Source organism: Bacillus sp. RC251, from assembly GCF_044908765.1.
GTDB classification, from domain to species: domain Bacteria; phylum Bacillota; class Bacilli; order Bacillales; family Bacillaceae_G; genus Bacillus_A; species Bacillus_A wiedmannii.
In genome coordinates this window covers 69,330-88,370 of sequence record NZ_JBIYDP010000003.1, presented here as the reverse complement: position 1 = coordinate 88,370, position 19,041 = coordinate 69,330, and the positions used below count along the sequence as shown (strand labels likewise).

At 36.3% G+C, this 19,041-nt stretch carries 17 protein-coding genes and 3 pseudogenes; 4 read left to right on the top strand and 16 right to left on the bottom strand.

The window, feature by feature from the left end:
• Positions 1-332: 332 nt before the first annotated feature.
• The 10 genes from putP to hutP form a co-directional block, all read right to left on the bottom strand.
• Complete coding sequence (gene putP / locus ABH961_RS14455) at positions 333-1,811, bottom strand: sodium/proline symporter PutP (protein WP_141520047.1); 1,479 nt, start codon at positions 1,809-1,811, stop codon at positions 333-335.
• A 300-nt stretch (positions 1,812-2,111) separates the two neighbouring features.
• Complete coding sequence (locus tag ABH961_RS14450) at positions 2,112-2,600, bottom strand: CcdC protein domain-containing protein (RefSeq protein ID WP_064477005.1); 489 nt, start codon at positions 2,598-2,600, stop codon at positions 2,112-2,114.
• A 112-nt stretch (positions 2,601-2,712) separates the two neighbouring features.
• Complete coding sequence (locus tag ABH961_RS14445; RefSeq protein WP_048544127.1) at positions 2,713-4,287, bottom strand: FMN-binding glutamate synthase family protein; 1,575 nt, start codon at positions 4,285-4,287, stop codon at positions 2,713-2,715.
• Positions 4,288-4,354: 67 nt separating this feature from the next.
• Entirely contained in the window at positions 4,355-5,482 is a 1,128-nt protein-coding gene (locus tag ABH961_RS14440; RefSeq protein WP_098642773.1) for an alkene reductase, read from the bottom strand.
• Between the two features lie 592 nt (positions 5,483-6,074).
• On the bottom strand, positions 6,075-6,536 hold the full coding sequence (locus ABH961_RS14435; RefSeq protein ID WP_170771247.1) for a CarD family transcriptional regulator: 462 nt from the start codon (positions 6,534-6,536) through the stop codon (positions 6,075-6,077).
• Between the two features lie 281 nt (positions 6,537-6,817).
• Positions 6,818-7,789, bottom strand: coding sequence for a formimidoylglutamase (hutG, locus tag ABH961_RS14430; protein WP_098079672.1), 972 nt, complete (start codon positions 7,787-7,789; stop codon positions 6,818-6,820).
• Positions 7,768-9,039: an imidazolonepropionase gene (hutI, locus tag ABH961_RS14425; RefSeq protein WP_048544131.1), complete on the bottom strand. Its 1,272-nt coding sequence runs from the start codon at positions 9,037-9,039 to the stop codon at positions 7,768-7,770. Before hutI ends, hutG begins: the two co-directional genes overlap by 22 nt.
• Positions 9,040-9,051: 12 nt before the next feature.
• A complete protein-coding gene (hutU, locus tag ABH961_RS14420; RefSeq protein WP_098079676.1) occupies positions 9,052-10,710 on the bottom strand; it encodes a urocanate hydratase in 1,659 nt (552 codons plus the stop codon).
• 23 nt (positions 10,711-10,733) lie between these two features.
• Positions 10,734-12,251, bottom strand: a complete 1,518-nt coding sequence (gene hutH / locus ABH961_RS14415; protein ID WP_000631836.1) for a histidine ammonia-lyase — start codon at positions 12,249-12,251, stop codon at positions 10,734-10,736.
• 102 nt (positions 12,252-12,353) lie between these two features.
• A complete protein-coding gene (gene hutP, locus ABH961_RS14410) occupies positions 12,354-12,794 on the bottom strand; it encodes a histidine utilization transcription antiterminator HutP (protein WP_098079678.1) in 441 nt (146 codons plus the stop codon).
• A gap of 193 nt (positions 12,795-12,987) precedes the next feature.
• On the opposite strand from hutP, the pseudogene ABH961_RS14405 reads away from it, so the two are divergent.
• Positions 12,988-13,935, top strand: a pseudogene (locus tag ABH961_RS14405) (class I SAM-dependent methyltransferase).
• Positions 13,936-13,948: 13 nt separating this feature from the next.
• Here ABH961_RS14405 and ABH961_RS14400 read toward each other — a convergent pair.
• Positions 13,949-14,521, bottom strand: a complete 573-nt coding sequence (locus tag ABH961_RS14400) for a DJ-1/PfpI family protein (RefSeq protein WP_098078774.1) — start codon at positions 14,519-14,521, stop codon at positions 13,949-13,951.
• A complete protein-coding gene (locus ABH961_RS14395) occupies positions 14,518-15,105 on the bottom strand; it encodes an AAA family ATPase (RefSeq protein WP_095205705.1) in 588 nt (195 codons plus the stop codon). Before ABH961_RS14395 ends, ABH961_RS14400 begins: the two co-directional genes overlap by 4 nt.
• A gap of 244 nt (positions 15,106-15,349) precedes the next feature.
• Between ABH961_RS14395 and ABH961_RS14390 the strand changes: the two genes are divergently transcribed.
• A complete protein-coding gene (locus ABH961_RS14390) occupies positions 15,350-15,646 on the top strand; it encodes a hypothetical protein (protein ID WP_000262403.1) in 297 nt (98 codons plus the stop codon).
• A gap of 103 nt (positions 15,647-15,749) precedes the next feature.
• A complete protein-coding gene (locus ABH961_RS14385) occupies positions 15,750-16,190 on the top strand; it encodes a DUF2621 domain-containing protein (RefSeq protein WP_000889389.1) in 441 nt (146 codons plus the stop codon).
• Positions 16,191-16,220: 30 nt separating this feature from the next.
• Here the strand turns inward: ABH961_RS14385 and ABH961_RS14380 are convergent.
• Positions 16,221-17,165: pseudogene (locus ABH961_RS14380) on the bottom strand (hypothetical protein); the annotation flags it as partial.
• Between ABH961_RS14380 and ABH961_RS14375 the strand changes: the two are divergent.
• Positions 17,158-17,418: pseudogene (locus tag ABH961_RS14375) on the top strand (hypothetical protein); the annotation flags it as partial. The pseudogenes ABH961_RS14380 and ABH961_RS14375 sit on opposite strands and share 8 nt — an antisense overlap.
• Before the next feature lie 62 nt (positions 17,419-17,480).
• Here ABH961_RS14375 and ABH961_RS14370 read toward each other — a convergent pair.
• The 3 genes from ABH961_RS14370 to ABH961_RS14360 form a co-directional block, all read right to left on the bottom strand.
• Complete coding sequence (locus tag ABH961_RS14370; RefSeq protein WP_001028637.1) at positions 17,481-17,987, bottom strand: CcdC family protein; 507 nt, start codon at positions 17,985-17,987, stop codon at positions 17,481-17,483.
• Positions 17,988-18,077: 90 nt separating this feature from the next.
• Positions 18,078-18,785 carry a cytochrome c-type biogenesis protein CcdA gene (ccdA, locus tag ABH961_RS14365; protein WP_001152684.1) on the bottom strand — a complete coding sequence of 236 codons (708 nt, stop codon included), beginning with the start codon at positions 18,783-18,785 and terminating at the stop codon, positions 18,078-18,080.
• 16 nt (positions 18,786-18,801) lie between these two features.
• A complete protein-coding gene (locus tag ABH961_RS14360; protein WP_098079680.1) occupies positions 18,802-18,945 on the bottom strand; it encodes a peptidase T in 144 nt (47 codons plus the stop codon).
• Positions 18,946-19,041: the final 96 nt, after the last annotated feature.

The window sequence follows — 19,041 nt, the reverse complement described above, 5'->3', positions numbered from 1 at the left end:
CCCTTTTTATTTCATTTTAAAAACTTGTATACATTAAAATTCATTATTCATTTTGTCCATACTGCAAAGTAAAATCCATCGTTATAATTTTATCTTTAATTCGAGATATAAGCTGTGAAATTACGCATTATCTTCTATATCACTGAATTAATCTCGAATTCGAGATAATTTCAAAAAAATATTTACTCTATCTGAAATCTTTATTCGGAAATAAATTATCTTGAACTCGAAATTTATTATAAGTTACTTACTTTTAGTTGTCAACAAGTTATTTATTTTCATTTTAAATCAAAAGAGAGTAAATGCTAGTTATCATTTACTCTCTTCGCTAATTATTTCGTTTCCTCTTCCAACACTGCTTCCATCTCATTAAATTCACGATGAATTGCTTTCACTGGTTCTTTCGTTAATAAACTTACAACAATAACAGCTAATAAGCTACAGAAGAATCCAGGTACCATTTCATACATAGTGGCTTTTAAACTTGGAATTTGTACCCAAGTAATAACAACTACTGCACCTACAATCATCCCAGCAAGAACGCCCCATTTGTTCGTTCTCTTCCAATATAAACTTAATAAAATAGCGGGTCCGAATGCTGAACCAAATCCTGCCCAAGCATAACCGACAAGTGTTAAAATTGTATCACTTGGATGATATGCTAAAACAATTGCAATCATAGCTACTACTAATACTGACAGTCTACCGATAAATACAAGTTCTTTATCACTTGCGTCCCGACGGAAAAATGTTTTATAGAAATCTTCCGTTACTGCACTTGAAATAACAAGTAATTGCGAGGAAATACTACTCATAATCGAAGCCAAAATAGCTGATAGTAAAAACCCAGTAATGTACGGATGGAATAAAATATTTGAGAATGTTACAAAGACCATTTCTGGGTCTTGTAATGTCTCATTATTTTTAGCGTAATAAGCAATACCAATTAGACCAGTAAGCATTGCACCTATAATTGAAATCGTCATCCAACCAATACCGATTCTACGAGAAGTTTTTAAATCTTTAATAGAGGTAATTGCCATAAAGCGAACAATAATATGCGGTTGCCCAAAATACCCAAGACCCCATGCTAAAAATGAAATAATACCAAAAATTGTAGTCCCTTTAAACATATCTAAACGCGATGCATCAACTTGCTTAATCGTATTGAATGTTTCTGTTACACCGCCCACATCTGTAAAAGCAACAATTGGTACTAATACAAGCGCAATAAACATAATACATCCTTGCACAAAGTCGGTCCAACTTACTGCTAAAAAGCCACCGAATAGTGTATAAGCAACTACGACACCGACAGTTACAAATAAACCAATTTTGTAATCAAGGTTGAAAGAGTTTTCAAACAAGCGCCCACCTGATACTAAACCAGCCGACGCATAAAATGTGAAAAATACTAAAATGACGATAGCGGAGACAAAACGAAGTATTTTCGTACGATCTTTAAATCGATTCTCTAAAAAGTCTGGAATCGTAATTGAATCATTTGCCACTTCTGTATACGTTCGCAAACGCGGGGCAAGAATTAAATAGTTTGCATAAGCACCTATCAATAACCCTATCGCAATCCATACACTAGATAATCCTGTTGCATACATCGCACCAGGTAATCCCATTAGCATCCAACCACTCATGTCAGAAGCACCAGCTGATAAAGCTGTAACTGCTGGACCGAGTCCCCTTCCGCCTAACATATAATCTGATAAATCGGATGTCTTCTTATAAGACCAATAACCGATATACAACATACCTGCCATATAAATAGCAAGCGAAACCATAATCTCAATCTTCACCAAATCTCTCCCTTAGTTACATAAGCCATTCAAAATTTCGAAAAATGACTTTTTCTATTTTCTTGTTTTCACTTATGGTTCCCTACCTTAACAAACATTTTTTGTTCTTTCAAGTGAACAAGCCCTTTTCACTACATGTGAAAACCTTTATAAACGCCTTTATCCCAGTGGATTACCCCGGTTTTAAAATAAATTAAAGTGAAAATATTCAAAAAATAAAATACCGTTTTTTTCACACCTTATTTTCATTCACTTATCAGACAAATTTTAAAAGAAAAAAGCCATACGAATGTATGACTTTTAACTTATTGGCATTGCAATTTTCTCTTTCTCTACATATACTTTACGAAATTTCATATAGCAACCAATGCGCCAAGGTACTATATAACAAACTGCAAGAGTGTAAAAAAGAATACCGATTGACTTTGGATCTAAACCTTGCAAATGTCTTCTAAAATAAGCACGTAAAAGAACGATAACTAAAAATGTAGCAATAAAAGCGATACTTTTTTTTGCATAAATATGACCATCTTCTCTGATTTCATATCCACTTAAAATAATAAGTGGAATTGATAATAACAGTCCAATTCCAGCAGCTATACCAATTTGCCAAACAGCAAGTTGTATCGGTGTAGCATATAAAGAAAAACCTGGTAATAAAAAGAATAATGGCAATAGTAGTCGTCTTCCTTTATTTTTAATTGGGCGATTCATAGAACGCATACGCCTAAATATAACGAGCCCTATGACGAGTAAAAAAATTGTAATACTGTATGAACCTTGCTGCAAGTGAATCTCTCCCTAAAAATAGTCATTTTTAAAAATACTCCCCTATTATACTCCTAATTTTTCCAAACGATATGATTATTCCTCTGAAAAATCTTACATATTAAATATACTTTTAGGTTTGATTTACTATAGGAAACAATTCCGAAAGAGGAACTACTCTTCCCATCTCATCTTTAAACACAATATGCTCTCTCGTTAAATGACGCGGACTCTTTACTCCCGCTGCTGCCGCAAGTGAAAACAAACTATATCTCATACTTATTATATAGTTCATGACCCGCCACTTCTTCTCATACGGATCTAACGCTTTTTGATAATGAGGATTCGTCGTCGCCACACCAGACGGACATTGCCCAGAATTACATTGAAGCGCCATTATGCAGCCACTTGCCATCATAAAACCGCGGGCTGAATTTACAGCATCTGCGCCAATAGCTAAAGCAATTGCCACTTTATCTGGTGTAATTAATTTCCCCGAGGCAAAAACTTTGAATTTGTCCCGAACATCATAATGATTCGCTGTATCAATACATGTCAGTAACGCTGGAATAAGCGGCATCCCCATACTATCTGCCATCGATTTATACGTTGCACCTGATCCACCTTCTGAACCATCAACTGTAATGAAATCTGGATAGATGTTTAACTCTTTCATCGATTTGAATAAATCTTCCAACGGCTCTTGCTGTCCAATTACAATCTTCATCCCAACTGGTTTACCGCCGTTTTCTTGCAAACGTTGAATAAAATAAAGTGTATCTACTGCATTCTTTAAAAATGGAAATCGATTCGGTGAATTAATCGTTTCTCCTTCTCGCACATTCCGAACAGAAGCAATTTTCTCATTTACTTTTTGTCCCTCTAGATGACCACCACGTATTTTCGCACCTTGCCCAAATTTCAATTCGAATGCTTTAATATTGCTTTCTTTTGCTTTCTCCATAAATTTCTCCATTGAAAAATTACCATCCTCGTCACGATATCCAAATAATCCTGGACCAATTTGCGCAACGATATTTGCACCTGTATGTAAATGTTCTGGAATAACGCCACCTTCACCAGTATTAATCCACGATCCGCCAGCCATCTTCGCACCAAACCCGCTCGCTAAAATATAATTTTCGCCAATCGCACCGTAAGAAGTCGCAGATGCCCCAAACATGCCATGTAGCTTCCACGGATATTTGCGGTTTTCACCGACGATAATTGCATCATCTTCTTCATATAACCAAAGATTCGTTGTATCCGCTGTCAATTTTTCTCTTCGTGAAAATAACCCTTCTTTATGAATCACATACTTTTTCCCTTCACGTTCTTGCGTTACATTCACACTTAATTCATCTGTTAATTTAGGAAATAATGTATTAGCGATATAATATCCAGATGCATCAAAATCTCGTTTTGATCCAAAACCGAGTATTTCTGAACGGTATTTTGCTAGAAACATTACACTTTGAAAATCATAACGTGAAAAGGGCTTTCCATCCGTATCATGATCAAACCAATATTGCCTAAATTCCGGCCCTATCTTTTCAAGTAAATAACGCATCCTTCCTAAGTATGGATGTAACTTTAATATAGAATGATGCGTCCGTTTTTTAATAAAAAATGTAATAATAAAAAAAATGATTAATAGTAACATCAATAAGAGCAATATACTAATAATAACGAGTAGCGTTTCACTCATCCCGCTTCCTCCTATGAAAATCCATAATAAAAGGAGAACACCTGATGTGTTCTCCTTTTATCTTTATTCAAATTAATGTAGCAAGATGCTCTTTCGCATCATATTCAACTAAACTTTCAGCATTTTTAATTCGATGAACAAAATCTGGATTAGCAATTAAAGGTCTTCCGAATGCCGCTACATCAATCGTTCCTTCTCGCAACGCTTCTTCAGCTTCTTTCGGATTTAAATTCCCTACTCCTACGATCGTACCATCCCAATATTTTCTTACTAATTGATGAAAATTCTTTCCGTCAGCAATGACTGCCGTATAATTCATTGTTGAAGGGTGAATCATCGTTAATCCAACTTCTTTGAACATATTTACAAACGTTTCAATTGCAAGCTCAGGGTTTTCCCACATATAAGTTGGATTATCACCTTTGAAAGCAGAGAAGCGAAGAAGTGTTTTATCAGCCCCAACAGCTTTTATTACAGCCTCCGTTACTTCTTTCATAAACGTTAGCCTTTGCTTTAAATCTCCGCCGTATTTATCAGTACGCTTATTTGCGAAATCATAAGTAAATTGATCGATTAAATATCCGTGTGCACCGTGTATTTCTACTCCATCGAATCCAGCTTCGATCGCGTTTTTCGCAGCTTGTGCGTATTGACCAATCACCTCTTGTATTTCTTCTAACGTCATTGCTTCTGGCGTGTCGAACGGTTTACGAAAACGCGGAACATTTCCCACTGCAGCGATAGCAGACGGTGCTTGTGGCATTTGCCCACCAATTATCTCGTGATGACTCATACGGCCAACATGCCATATTTGAGCAATAATCGTTCCACCTTCTTTATGTACTGCCTCTGTAACAGGCTTCCACGAATCGATTTGCTCTTGTGTATAAATCCCTGGTACTCCTGGATTTCCTTTTGCTCTTGGGCTAATGACGATTCCCTCTGTAATAATTAAGCCAACTCCATCAGCTGCACGTTTTCTATAGTACTCGACTACATCAGTACCAACGATTCCTGTTTCATGATTCGCGAAACATCTCGTCATCGGTGCCATTGCTATGCGATTACGAAGAGACCAAGATCCAATTTGAATCGAGTCAAATAACCTCGTTTCTTCAATATTTTCAAAAGAACCCCAATCATTTATATTTGTTCCTTCATAAATACTTGCTGCTTTATTATTTGAACTTGTCATTTTTCTTCCCCCTAAAAAATTCTTACTATAATCGCATCATACTTACTTTTAGATAGTAACGTCAATTTATACGCCTTTACCATCAAACATTCGCATATCAAAAAAACAGAATGATACAAATAAAAAAAGGTTTCCTAGGAAGGAAACCTTTTTTAGTTTACCGTATATGGATGACAACACGTTTATCTCTTTTATATAAAGAAAATAAACAATTATAATCTCTTCACATATAAAAAACTTTAACAATAGAAGTGAGAGTGGTTCAGTATCCTTCTAAAAATAATAACTTATAAACCTAAAACAATGAAAGCCCTACCTCTCTTTCATCCTTACGGCTCCTCGTCCGTGCCAGTGTGAATCAGGATTGCAAAAATCAAGTAACTATTCTATCGAAGTGTTTAATTAAACTTCGAATATTCGTAAAGAATTAAAAAATAAAAATGGATTTGATTGTAGTAACAACAAAAGAGGTTAATGCTCTAAAAGTGGTTTGAAAGAGTTGAATGTCTTTGAAATGATTAATTCTCTATAATTATGTTCCCAAAAAATTCAAAACCTTTTTTGGGATCTAATACATTATTTGTAATGAATCTTAACAAAAGCTTTTTATTTGACTTTCTGTGATACCTTCAATTAATCCCAGTTCACTAATCAAAAATTCGTGTGCGTTATCTAACATTTTCTTTTCGCTTGCATTAAGTGCTTTTTCTTTCTGCATACGTAATAAATCACGTACAACTTCAGCACCTTCTTGTATTTTACCCGTCTTTATTTTATCAGTGTTCAATTTATACCTTTGTTTCCACGTAAGTAATCTATCAGATTCTCCATGTTGAAAAATATCCAATATGTGTGCTATTGCCGTTATATCCGTGACTGGTCGTATATTTGAGCTCAATATTCTCCCTGCCGGAATCATTACTTCCATATTACTACCCGACATTTTTATAACATAATATTGTTGTTTTTCTCCTGTGATTTCCTTCTCTTCTATGGCTTTAATTATACCTGCTCCCTGCATTGGATAAACAATGTTATCGCCAATTTGAAACAAATAATCCACCTCCATATATGGTAACCTTCTCAATCTTAACACACAATCAATTTTTTAGCAAAATTTTTATTTTATCATAAAATTATTTTTAATGTCAATCCTTTCGAACTAAGAAAATAATTTCGTCAAATATCATTAAAAACCCGCAATCTTATTAACTTTTCCGCACATATATACATTCTAATTTCACCTTCTCTTTTTACATAAAAACACATTACTACATATAAATAGTAATGTGTTTTTTATACGAAATCGTTAAACATTCCCTATTAATTTCACGCCTATACACTAACCTGCTTACGTACTGTCTCTCTCGCTAAAAGAAAACTCATAATCACTTGCGCAGCTACTCGACTTGTCATATCTCTGAAATCAAGGGTTGGATCAATTTCTACTATATCCATCCCTTGAACGAGCGGTTCTTTACCAAGAAATTCAATCGCATCAAGTAACGTCATACTATCCATTCCGCCAGGACCAATTGCTGGACAACCTGGTGCAAATGCTTGATCTAGTACATCCATATCAAGAGAAATGTAAATAGAAGTCACGCCTTGCTTTCTTAATACTTCAATACTTTCTGTGATAATATCTTTGATTTGTCGCTCTCGTACATCTTTCATTGTATACACTGTCACGCCATGTTCTTTTGCATATTCATGGTACGCTCGTGCATTTGAAAAATTACGAATTCCGATTTGAATGAGTTGTTTTCCTGTAATGACATCATTTTCTAATAAACTACGGAACGGTGTCCCATTTGATGGGCCACCATCATCTAAATTACGTAAATCATGATGGGCATCAAATTGAATAACGCCGACCTTCCCTTTACTATTTGCAAACCCTGTTATACTCGGAAAGCTAATCGAATGGTCACCACCAAGAACGATTGGTATCATGTTCGGATTTACTTTCGTTACATGACTAACTGTTTTCGCAATTCGCTTATGACTTTCTTTTATATCCGTCACATGCATCGTAATATCGCCGCAATCATATAAGACACTTTCTTTCATATCATGTTCTTCTGTAATTGCGTACGTGCTATATGCATCTAACATTGCACGAATTGTTTTTGGTGCAAAACTTGCTCCTGAATGACTAATAGATGGTTTAGAAAGGGGTGCTCCAATTAAGGCAGCACCGAATATTTCCAAGCCTTCCTCCCAATCTTTAATCATCTCACTCCATTTCGTCACTTCACGATCGATAAACTTTGCATTTTTCTTTAAATAGTGGCCGTGCTCCACGATTGTTCACCTCTTGTATATGCGATATTACCATTCTTCCATACTGTATTTACATGACTTACGCCGTAATGATACGGTACGTAAGCATAATTGTAAGCATCCCATAGAACTAAATCTGCCTTGCGACCAACTCTAATTTTCCCAGCTACATCACCACGATTAATTGCGTAAGAAGAGTTAACTGTTACTGCATTCCAAACTTCTTCTGGTGTCATTTTCAGCTTGAGCATTGCAATGCTCATAATAAGCTGAATGTTCTCAGTTGGACAACTACCTGGGTTAAAGTCTGTAGCCAAAGCAACTGCAACACCTTCATCAATCATTTTACGTCCACGAGCAAAGCTTTCTTTATTTAAATAGAAAGTTGTTCCTGGTAATAAAGTCGCTACTGTATTAGAATTTGCAAGCATTTCAATTCCTTTATCAGAAGCGCCAACTAAATGGTCCGCTGATGCTGCACCAATTTCAGCCGCTGCTTCCGCGCCACCAAGAGGATCAATTTCATCTGCATGAATTTTCACATCAAACCCAAGCTCTTTCGCTTTTAATAAAAACTCTTTTGACTCTTCAACAGAGAACACACCTGTTTCACAGAAAATATCAACGAATTCAGCTAATTGCTTCTCTTTCATTTCTGGTAGTAAGTCTAACATCCATTGTAAAAATTCTTTCGATCTACCTTTATACTCTTTCGGAACTGCGTGAGCACCTAAAAATGTGGAAACTAAATCAATCGAGTGCTCTTTTTGTAATTGTGCAGTTGCCTCTAATTGTTTCCATTCCGTCTCATCATCTAATCCGTAACCACTCTTCGCTTCTACAGTTGTAACTCCGAAAGATAGCATACGGTCTAAATGGAATTTCGCTTTTTGAACAAGTTCTTCTTTCGACGCCTTTTTCGTTGCATTTACAGTTGAAAGAATACCTCCGCCTTGTTCTAAAATTTCTAAGTACGGAACTCCTTGTAATTTTAATGCGATTTCATTTTCACGAGATCCACCAAATACAAGGTGAGTATGCGGATCAACAAGACCAGGAGAAACCATTTTTCCGCCGCAATCAATAACTTCTTTCGCTTGTAATCCTTTAGCTTCTTCCACTGTTCCAACGAAAGTAATTACGCCGTTTTCAATTCCAACCACACCATTTTCGATAACAGGAAGCGTGTTCATCGCTTCCCGTCTTAACAAGCCATCTTCTTGATCCATTGTTAGTAATTGACCGATATTTATTAGTAAAGTGTCCAGCATGTTTTCTCCTCCTTATTTCATCATCGGAATGTTAACGCCTTTTTCTTTCGCCGTTTCTACAGCTAAGTCATATCCTGCATCAACATGACGAACAACACCCATACCAGGGTCAGAAGTTAATACGCGCTCAATACGTTTTGCTGCTGCTTCTGTTCCATCTGCAACGATAACCATTCCAGCGTGAAGTGAATAACCCATACCAACGCCACCACCGTGGTGAACAGATACCCAACTCGCACCGTTTACACTATTAATTAATGCATTTAAAATTGGCCAGTCTGCTACTGCATCACTACCGTCTTTCATCGCTTCTGTTTCACGGTTTGGAGATGCTACTGATCCGCAATCTAAATGGTCACGACCGATAACGATTGGTGCTGATAATTCACCATTTGCCACCATTTCATTAATAATGCGACCAAATTTCGCGCGCTCACCGTAACCTAACCAACAAATACGAGATGGAAGGCCTTGGAACTCAACTTGCTGACGAGCCATACGAATCCAGTTACATAAATGCTCATTATCCGCAAACTCACGTAATATTACTTCGTCTGTTTTATAAATATCTTCTGGATCACCAGAAAGTGCTACCCAGCGGAATGGTCCTTTTCCTTCGCAGAATAATGGACGGATAAATGCTGGAACGAATCCTGGGAAATCGAATGCATTTTTCAAACCTTCATCGAAAGCAACTTGGCGAATGTTATTTCCGTAATCAAATGTAATTGCGCCTTTTTCTTGCATAGCAAGCATTGCTTCTACATGTTTTGTCATGCTTTCTTTTGATAATTGTACGTAACGTTCTGGATCTTCTTCACGAAGTTTCGCTGCTTCTTCTAATGTGAAACCTACTGGAATATAACCGTTTAATGGATCATGAGCAGATGTTTGATCCGTAACTAAATCTGGCGTAATATTGCGCTTCACTAGTTCTGGTAAAATCTCTGCCGCATTTCCTAATAAACCAATTGAAATTGGTTCTTTCTTCTCTTTATACTCGTTCGCAACCGTTAATGCTTCTTCTAATGATTCTGTATACATATCACAGTATCTCTTTTCAATACGACGATCGATGCTGCGCTTATCAACATCAATAGCAATGACAACACCGCCGTTCATCGTTACAGCAAGAGGTTGTGCACCACCCATACCACCTAAGCCAGCAGTAAGTGTTACTGTACCTTTTAATGAACCATCGAAATGTTGACGTGCCGCTTCTCCAAACGTTTCATATGTTCCTTGTAAAATACCTTGTGTTCCAATGTAAATCCAGCTACCTGCTGTCATTTGTCCGTACATCATAAGACCTTTTTTCTCTAGTTCACGGAAGTGATCCCAGTTCGCCCATTTTGGTACTAAGTTTGAGTTCGCTAAAAGAACGCGAGGTGCATCTTCATGCGATTTAAAGATTGCAACTGGTTTTCCTGATTGAACAAGTAATGTTTCATCGCTTTCTAACGTTTTTAATGAATCTACAATCGCATGGTAGCTTTCCCAGTTACGAGCTGCACGGCCAATTCCGCCATATACAACTAATTCTTCTGGTTTTTCAGCAACTTCAGGATCTAAATTGTTCATTAACATACGAAGTGCAGCTTCTTGAACCCACCCTTTCGTTTGTAATTCAGTACCTCTTGGCGCGCGAATTGTTTGTTTAACTTTTTCCATTTCAATCTCTCCCTTTTCTCATTTTATAGTGCTGCGTTTACATCTAATCTTTCTTTTATCGAATAATTCGTTTTTAACCAGTGCGTAATATTTTCAATATCCGTTGAGAATATGCGATCATTTGTAATAGAAGGTACTTGTTGACGGCCTTGATGGTAGAAGCTCTTCGTCACTGTACTCATGTTTTCAATACCGCGATATTCTGCTGCTTGCATCGCACAAATCATCTCAATTGAAAGAACACGTCTTACATTTTGAATAATTTGATGTGCATGGCGTGAAGCGATTGTTCCCATACTTACGTGATCTTCTTGGTTAGCTGATGACGGAATTGAATCAACACTCGCTGGATGTGCTAACGTTTTATTTTCAGAAACAAGTGACGCTGCAGCGTATTGCATAATCATTGCACCAGACTGAAGTCCTGGTTCTGGACTTAAAAATGGAGGTAAATCATTTAATTGCGGATTTACTAAACGCTCGATACGACGCTCTGAAATATTTGCAAGTTCCGCCATTCCTACTTTTAAGAAGTCCATCGCAAACGCAATCGGTTGACCATGGAAATTCCCACCCGAAATTACTTTTTCTCCGCCATCAAAGATTAGCGGATTATCTGTTGCTGCATTCATTTCAATTTCTAATTTTTCTTTCACATAATTTAAAACTTGCCAAGAAGCACCGTGTACTTGTGGGATACAACGAAGTGAATATGCATCCTGTACTCGTAGTTCTCCTTGTTTTGTTGTTAATTTACTATCATGAAGGATGTTACGAATTCTGCTCGCTACTTCCACTTGCTCTTTATAACCACGTGCTTTATGAACATTTTCATCAAATGCATCAATAATGCCTTGTAATCCTTCAATTGTCATCGAAGCAATGAATTCAGCTTGATACGCCATTGCTTCTGCTTCTATATAAGAAAGAACTCCTTGCGCTGTCATCGCCTGCGTACCATTAATTAATGCAAGCCCTTCTTTCGCTTCAAGTTCAATCGGTTCAAGCCCTTCTTCTGTAAGAGCAACCATCGCATGAACGCGTTTCCCCTTATAGAACACTTCACCTTCGCCTAATAATACAAGCGCAAGATGAGATAAAGGTGCTAAATCGCCACTCGCACCAAGTGACCCTTGTTGCGGAACGACTGGGTGAATTTTACGATTTACAAACTCAAGAAGCATATTTACAACAAGTGGTCTAACACCAGATACTCCTTTAAGCATCGTGTTCGCTCGTAAAATTAACATACCGCGTGATACTTCTTCAGGGAACGGATCACCTATACCGCATGCATGTGACTGAATTAAATTGTGTTGAAGTGCCTTTACATCATCTTTTTGAATAAGCACATCACTGAACTTTCCAAATCCAGTTGTAATACCGTAAACGACTTTTCCGTCCTCTACAATTTTCTCAACAACTTCGCGGCACTCCGCCACCTTTTGCATACTATTTGGACAAGCTGTTACACCTTCCCCTTCAAGTAACAACCTCTTCATTTCTTCAATTGTCAATGTGTGTCCTGTTAACGTAATCATTCTTTTTCCTCCTTAAAAAGGCAAAAGGGGACCTTATCTTTTTAAGACAGACTTCTGTCCCAAAAAGTAAGGCCCCCTTCTAACTAATAGACTATGGGCAAATCATATGTGATTAATTCCTAAACCAATCGCCTCATGCTCAGATCCTTTTACAGGTGCACCAATCGTTCCATATAATGCAACAGCAACCCATTCGCCTTCTTTTTTTCCGTCGTATGGTCTACCGCGCACAATCGCAAAGCGAAGTCCTACTGTACGAAGAACGTCTGCTAACTGAATTTGACCTCTCGTCACTCCGTACAAAGCTTCCATAATTGCATGATAAAGTGCATGTGTTTCTCTGTAAACATCTGTTTCAATAACTTGGGTGCTCTTAGCCGCTGTTTCCATTGCTGCTACAACTTTTTGCGAATTCATCGAACCAACTTTCCCCGTACAATACTTCCAACCTTTCGGAATAGATAATACAGGGCTTTCATTCGCATCCGCAAGTGCCAACAACATGGCCATACGACCAATTCGATGTGTTCCTTGAAGAAGCATGTGACTCTCTCATTTCTTTAATTATTTGAATATTTCTTAATTTAAGAATATATGAAAACGGTTAAATCGTCAATAGTTTAAACTCACATTCGAACAATTTTTTCATCCCCTCCATTTGTGTACACAAATTATTTACACGAATTTTTCAGGCGTGCTATAGTCTCACTAACAGATGCAAAGGGGCGATATTTCAATGACGAAGCGAAAAGATATTCATTTTCGAATTGAAGAAAAATTACTTGAAAGGTTTGAATCTGCACTCCATTACGAAGGGTTAAAGAAAACCGACGTATTAACACACGCGATTCAGCAATTTTGCACGAAGGTGGAATGTGAAAAAATGAATGATGTAAAACGCCAATATAACGTAAGCAACCATTTACAAACACGTATCGATACGCATAAACATTACGAAGAAAAACAAGTAAATTTAGATGAACTCGTCATGGAACATTTGCAACTTCAAGGAGAAGAAAAAATATTAGAGGTTGGGTGTGCTAATGGAAATTTTCTTTCCCTTTTACAAACTAACGGTCATAAAGGTCAACTAACCGGTTTTGATCAATCAAAAACGATGCTTTCTGAAGCTGCAATAAAGAATAGCATAATTGAATGGAAACTAGGTGATGCTGGTAAACTTCCTTTTGAAGCTAATTGCTATGACTGGGTCATCGCAAGACATATGTTATATCACATGAAAGATGTCGAAAAAACAGTTCAATGATTCCATAAAGTAATTCGTCCCGGAGGCTCACTTTTAGCTACAACAAATTCTGACGTTACATTACCTCATATAGTTGAAATGTGTAACCGCATGTTAGACGCATTTAATTTACCGAAAACAACATCATCAGTCACTCCATTTTGTTTAGAAAATGGTAAAGAGATATTACAGTCTGTTTTTCCAACTGTTGAAGAAACAGTTATTCATAATGCTCTCGTTTTTCATCATGCTACTCCGATTGTAAGCTATATTTCTAGCATGTTTCCATCGCTAAATATACCTGATAATACATATCTTCACGCCGAAATGAAGGAATGGCTAAAAAAAGAAGTAGAAAATGAATTGTCACTTCATAACGGTATATGGCGCGACCCGAAAACGTTAGCCATTTATCGATGTCAAAAAGAAAAAAGCTAGCAAATGCTAGCTTTTACACATTCTCAGGCAAAAGCTCCTCCATCATCACATTCCCCTTACCACTGTAAAAATTTATATTATGTTCGTTTGTTACTCCAAAATAAGAGGCAATCGCTATTCCGAATGGTACGAAAGCATGTCCTTGTGCAGTAATAATATTTGAGTGTTGTACAACTTCTTTATATACAAAATTTTCTACTGGAAAACAATCTAACTTTTGATAATCTATAGTCGCTGTATAAGAAATCCCTTTAAATAAACCTGCTCTTGCTAACGCATACGGTCCAGCACAAATCGCAGCTACTAATTTTTGTTTTTCAGAAAATTGGCGAATGACTGAAAAGAGAATATCTGCGTCTTTCATATGTACTTCGTCTCCCCCTGGAATGATAATCCCCTCATATTCATCTACACGCACTTCACTTAATTCTATATGCGGTTGTACTTGCAAGCCTGTTTCACTTATAATCAACCCTTTTGTTAAGCCCGCAGTAATGATTTCATATTTCTTTTTCAGCAATGCTGTCGCTACTGTAATTTCAAACTCCGCAAATGTTGGGTATACGAATAATAATATTTTTTTCATAGTCCTTTCTCCTTTAACCAGCCCATAAAATATGCTTCTAACTCATCCACTGTTAATGTATTCGTGTCCACATAAGTTATAGGAAATTGTTTATACCATTCTTTTTCGGTTTCGACTAATTTAAATTGCTCCTCAAATGTACTTCGATTTCTTGTTCTATCATTATTTTTTCTATCATATACATTCTTTTTCGTGACATCTAAATAAAAAATCGCATCTGAACGACATTCTCTTAATTTATATAATTCATCTTTTAATTCAGTTTCCATACCCCACTCTTCCCCTATAATCGTTGGATAAAAGAGTGTATAAAATTCAATATCTTCTGGTCCGCGATCAAAAATCACGACTGAATCTTTCACATTTTGAAACTCCTTTATTTTTGCTTCCATAAACATTTTTTGATTTATAATAAATCCTTCTTTTGAATTCATATCCAAATTTAATTGTTTTCGCTTTTCTACAATTGGATATGGATTTTCATATATAACTGAAAGCCCACATCGCTCTAACCTTTTAGCCAATGTTGTTTTTCCGCTTGCCATCGATCCTTGGAGTGAAATTACATATGCCATTCCTCTCATTCCCTTGCATTTTAGTATATCTATAATATACAGAATTTTAAAAACCATCAACAGAATATATATCACCTTGTTTCTTATTCTTATCTAACTTATAATAAAAATAGAGATTATGACGGACGCATCAATAATGTAAGCTTGGAAATCCAAGCTTACATTATTTTTTGCTTTCCCTTTTCTAATAAAAAGAGTATACTAATTTAGAACGTATGTTCTTAATGATTACATACAGTAAGGAGATAGAACAATGGTATACGATACAAAAGCGATTTCTTGGAATGAGTCTTTAAAACAACTTCAACGCCGCTATACAAACAAACAAGTTGATCGAAAAGAATTTGAAGATATTGAACTGATGGAATTCTTCCGCGATAACGACTACATTTCTTTACCTACACATATAAGCGGCCTATCAACAGCACGTTTTACTTCTTACTCTATTTTTACAACTGAAGATAAAGATCGTAAAGTTGGCACATTAATCATTGAATATGTAGAAGATGATAATAATAATTTATGTGTTGAACAACTATACTTTGTTTAAATGATAACGCTTGGTCAAAATGACCAAGCGTTCTTGCTTTCTATGAATATCACTGTTTATAATATGAATAAAAGAAAACCGCAATCATTAAGGGGGGATAAGCTTGCTCGAAGGATGGTTCAGTTGGTTCATAGTGCTATGGACTGTTATTTTATTAGGACTTATGTCTATCGGTGGATACTTTATGTTCAGAAAATTCCTAAAACGATTACCTAAAGAAGATGGTATGTCCATTTTAGATTGGGAAGAGCACTATATTAATAAAACTAGACATTTATGGGATGAAGAACAAAAACAATTGTTAGAAGAGCTCGTAAGTCCTGTTCCAGAACTATTTCGCGATGTCGCTAAATCAAAAATTGCTGGCAAAATTGGAGAACTGGCATTACAAGAAAAAGCCTCTCAAATTACACAAGATTTAATTATTAAAGGATATATTATTGCTACACCAAAACGCGACCATAAATTTTTAGTTAAAAAACTACAAGAAAAAGAGATTGATTATTCTCATTATGAATCTTTACTGACAAAATCCTCCTCATAAAAAAAGATTGCTAGATTATAGCAATCTTTTTTAACTTACAGTTACAGATTTTACGGCTGTTAATCTAGCTTCTGCCAAGTCTATTTGTAATCCGACCGCACTTGTATAAATCGTATCCCCTGTACCTGTAATATTTACTTGTGTAGATGTCGTATTTGGCGCAAAAGAACCTGTTGCATTTACATTTGTAATATCAAATTCAGCTCTCGCATCTGCCTTTGTAGTAGTTCCAGAAAAATTCCGATCTGCAAAACTTCCAATTGTATTTAAATCCCCATTAATATCATTTACTTGCCCTCTAAAAAAGTTTCCCGACGGATTATTCGGTCCCGTTAATGTTACAGAGTTCAATTGAAAGTTATCCCCTGTAAAGTTCGGATCGCCATTTACTGCCATTACAAAAGCTCTTGCTGTCACTGTCCCTGCAGCTGGTGTAAAAAATCCAGAAAGGGTTTGTGGTGTACCTGATAATAAAAAGCCTGGAAATAAACTCACATTTCTCATTGGATAGGAGGAATCACGATAAACTACAATTAAAGACCATCCAGCACCATAACCGACTGGCTGACGCGTAGGTAATCTTGTTACACTATACCTCCCTGCTGCTCGATTTGGTAATCCTTGTAGTAAATATGTTACGTCTGCTGCTCGATTATAAACATTGGCTATGAAAGGTAAATTCGTCCCTCCTGATGACCATGCTGAATTTATTGTCACTTGTGTACTCGTTCCATCAGGCGTAACTAAATTTGGTGGATTCGCATCAACAACAGCGGTTGTAACAAGCGTATCCACCCCACCTGACCAAACAAGTAATGCAAAATCCACAACCGCCGTAGCAGGAACAATAGTAGTTGACGGATTTAATTCAGCCCATGAACCATCTAGCGTCCAATCATTCGTCGTACCTCCAAATGTATTTGGATCTGTTGAAGAAGGAACCCCTCCAAAAGTTAAGTCAGTATTCATTGAAACTGTTAATCCAGGTGAATCCGTTGTTGTCCGTTTTATCGTTCAAGTAACAGCAGAGCCACGAAACGGTCTCATTCGAAATACCGCCCGCATTCGCTATACACTTAGACCTGATCCTACTAAACCACCGATTCCTGTTGATGAGACTTCGGAACCAAATATTATTCCGTTTATCGGTCCATTCGTCTCGCCAAATTTAAATTGTTTCTTTAATGGGGAACGTTTTATACGCCGCGGCTGGGACAGAAGATGTTAACAATATAAATAAAAAGACAGCGTCAAAAAACGCTGTCTTTTTATTTTATACATATACAGTTTTTAAGTTAGTTTCATATCTTTTTCATTATAAAAACCATCTTCTTTTTCCATTTCCTTCTGTAATTTCGTAAAGGAACGGTACATAGCAATTCTCCATGACACAATCATCGCGAACGCCAGTAAGAAGAACATGCCACTAAGTTGTCCTAAATCAAGAGATTGACTTAAGTATGTTTTAAATACAATCCGCACGACAAGTAATCCAATTAATATAAAAACAAATGCTTTTGAACGCTTCAAATAAATCTCTTGTCCTCTAATTTCAAATTTAGATGTTTTAATAAGAAAAATAGAGAAAAACAAACCGACGCCAATTGCTTCTAACATTTCTGCTGGAGTTAATCGAAATTCAGGAAAAACAAACATCAACGCTCCCGTGCTCATAAAAAATGGTGGAAGTATAATTTTTTTCAATGTTGCCGGTTTCTTAGCTGCTTTTAAACGAATAAACATCGCACCAACAGCCATACAAACAGCAACGATACTGGATAAAACAACTATGTTCATATTTTCTCATCCTTTTTTGTGGCTATATGCAAAATATACTTTCATTATATGCTTTTCCGTTAGTATTTCCAACATTTTCACAGAATAATACTAAAAACCGGTAAAACCACCAAATAAACTTGAGAAATATACGATAATTTTCGTCATCCAGTTAAAATATAGGAAGATACCCATGACAATCATAACGTATCCCCCGATTTTCATGAATTTCATACTATTTCTTTTAATCCAAGACATTTTCGTAATAAAGAATGATAGCACGAAAAATGGGATAGCAAACCCAAGTATGTATGCTATCATATAAATCATTGCTGATTCTGGATTTGTTGCTGCTAATCCAATGACAGACACTAAAATAGGTCCAGTACAAGGCGTCCACCCTGCAGCAAAGGCCAATCCAATTAGAACGGATCCAAAATAGCCACTCGGACGATTTTTAAACGTAAATTTGCGGTCTTGCATTAAAAACTTCGGCTTAAACACACCGACAATAATAAGACCGAACACGATGATAAATATACCACCTAACTGTCTAATTAAATCTTTATAATTTGTAAAGATGCCTCCAATAAAACTTGTACCAAACCCAATTGCAATAAATATAATTGAAAATCCAAGTAAGAAAAACGCTGTATGTATCATACTTCTTTTACGAAGCATTGCATTTTCTTCTTTCAACTCAGAAACCGACATACCTGTTATGTACGATAAAAATGCCGGATAAAGCGGTAAGCAACATGGGGAAATAAACGATAAAAATCCAGCACCAAACGCTAAAAAAATACTAATATCTTGCATGATTCCACTCCTCTCCTTACATATTGTAGCAAAAACACATAAAAATAGTATGAACAATTCGTGAACTCACTTTAACAACGTGATAATAAGAAAAACTACCCTTACAAACAGTTTCTAATAAAACGTTTTCATTTCCTTCTATTATATAGAACAATCTCAATTGGACTACGAAACTTCTCTAATTGTTATTAACATAACAAAGGTAACATAGTTTCTCAAATGATTAGCACACTATAATGGACTACCGTTCTATCTC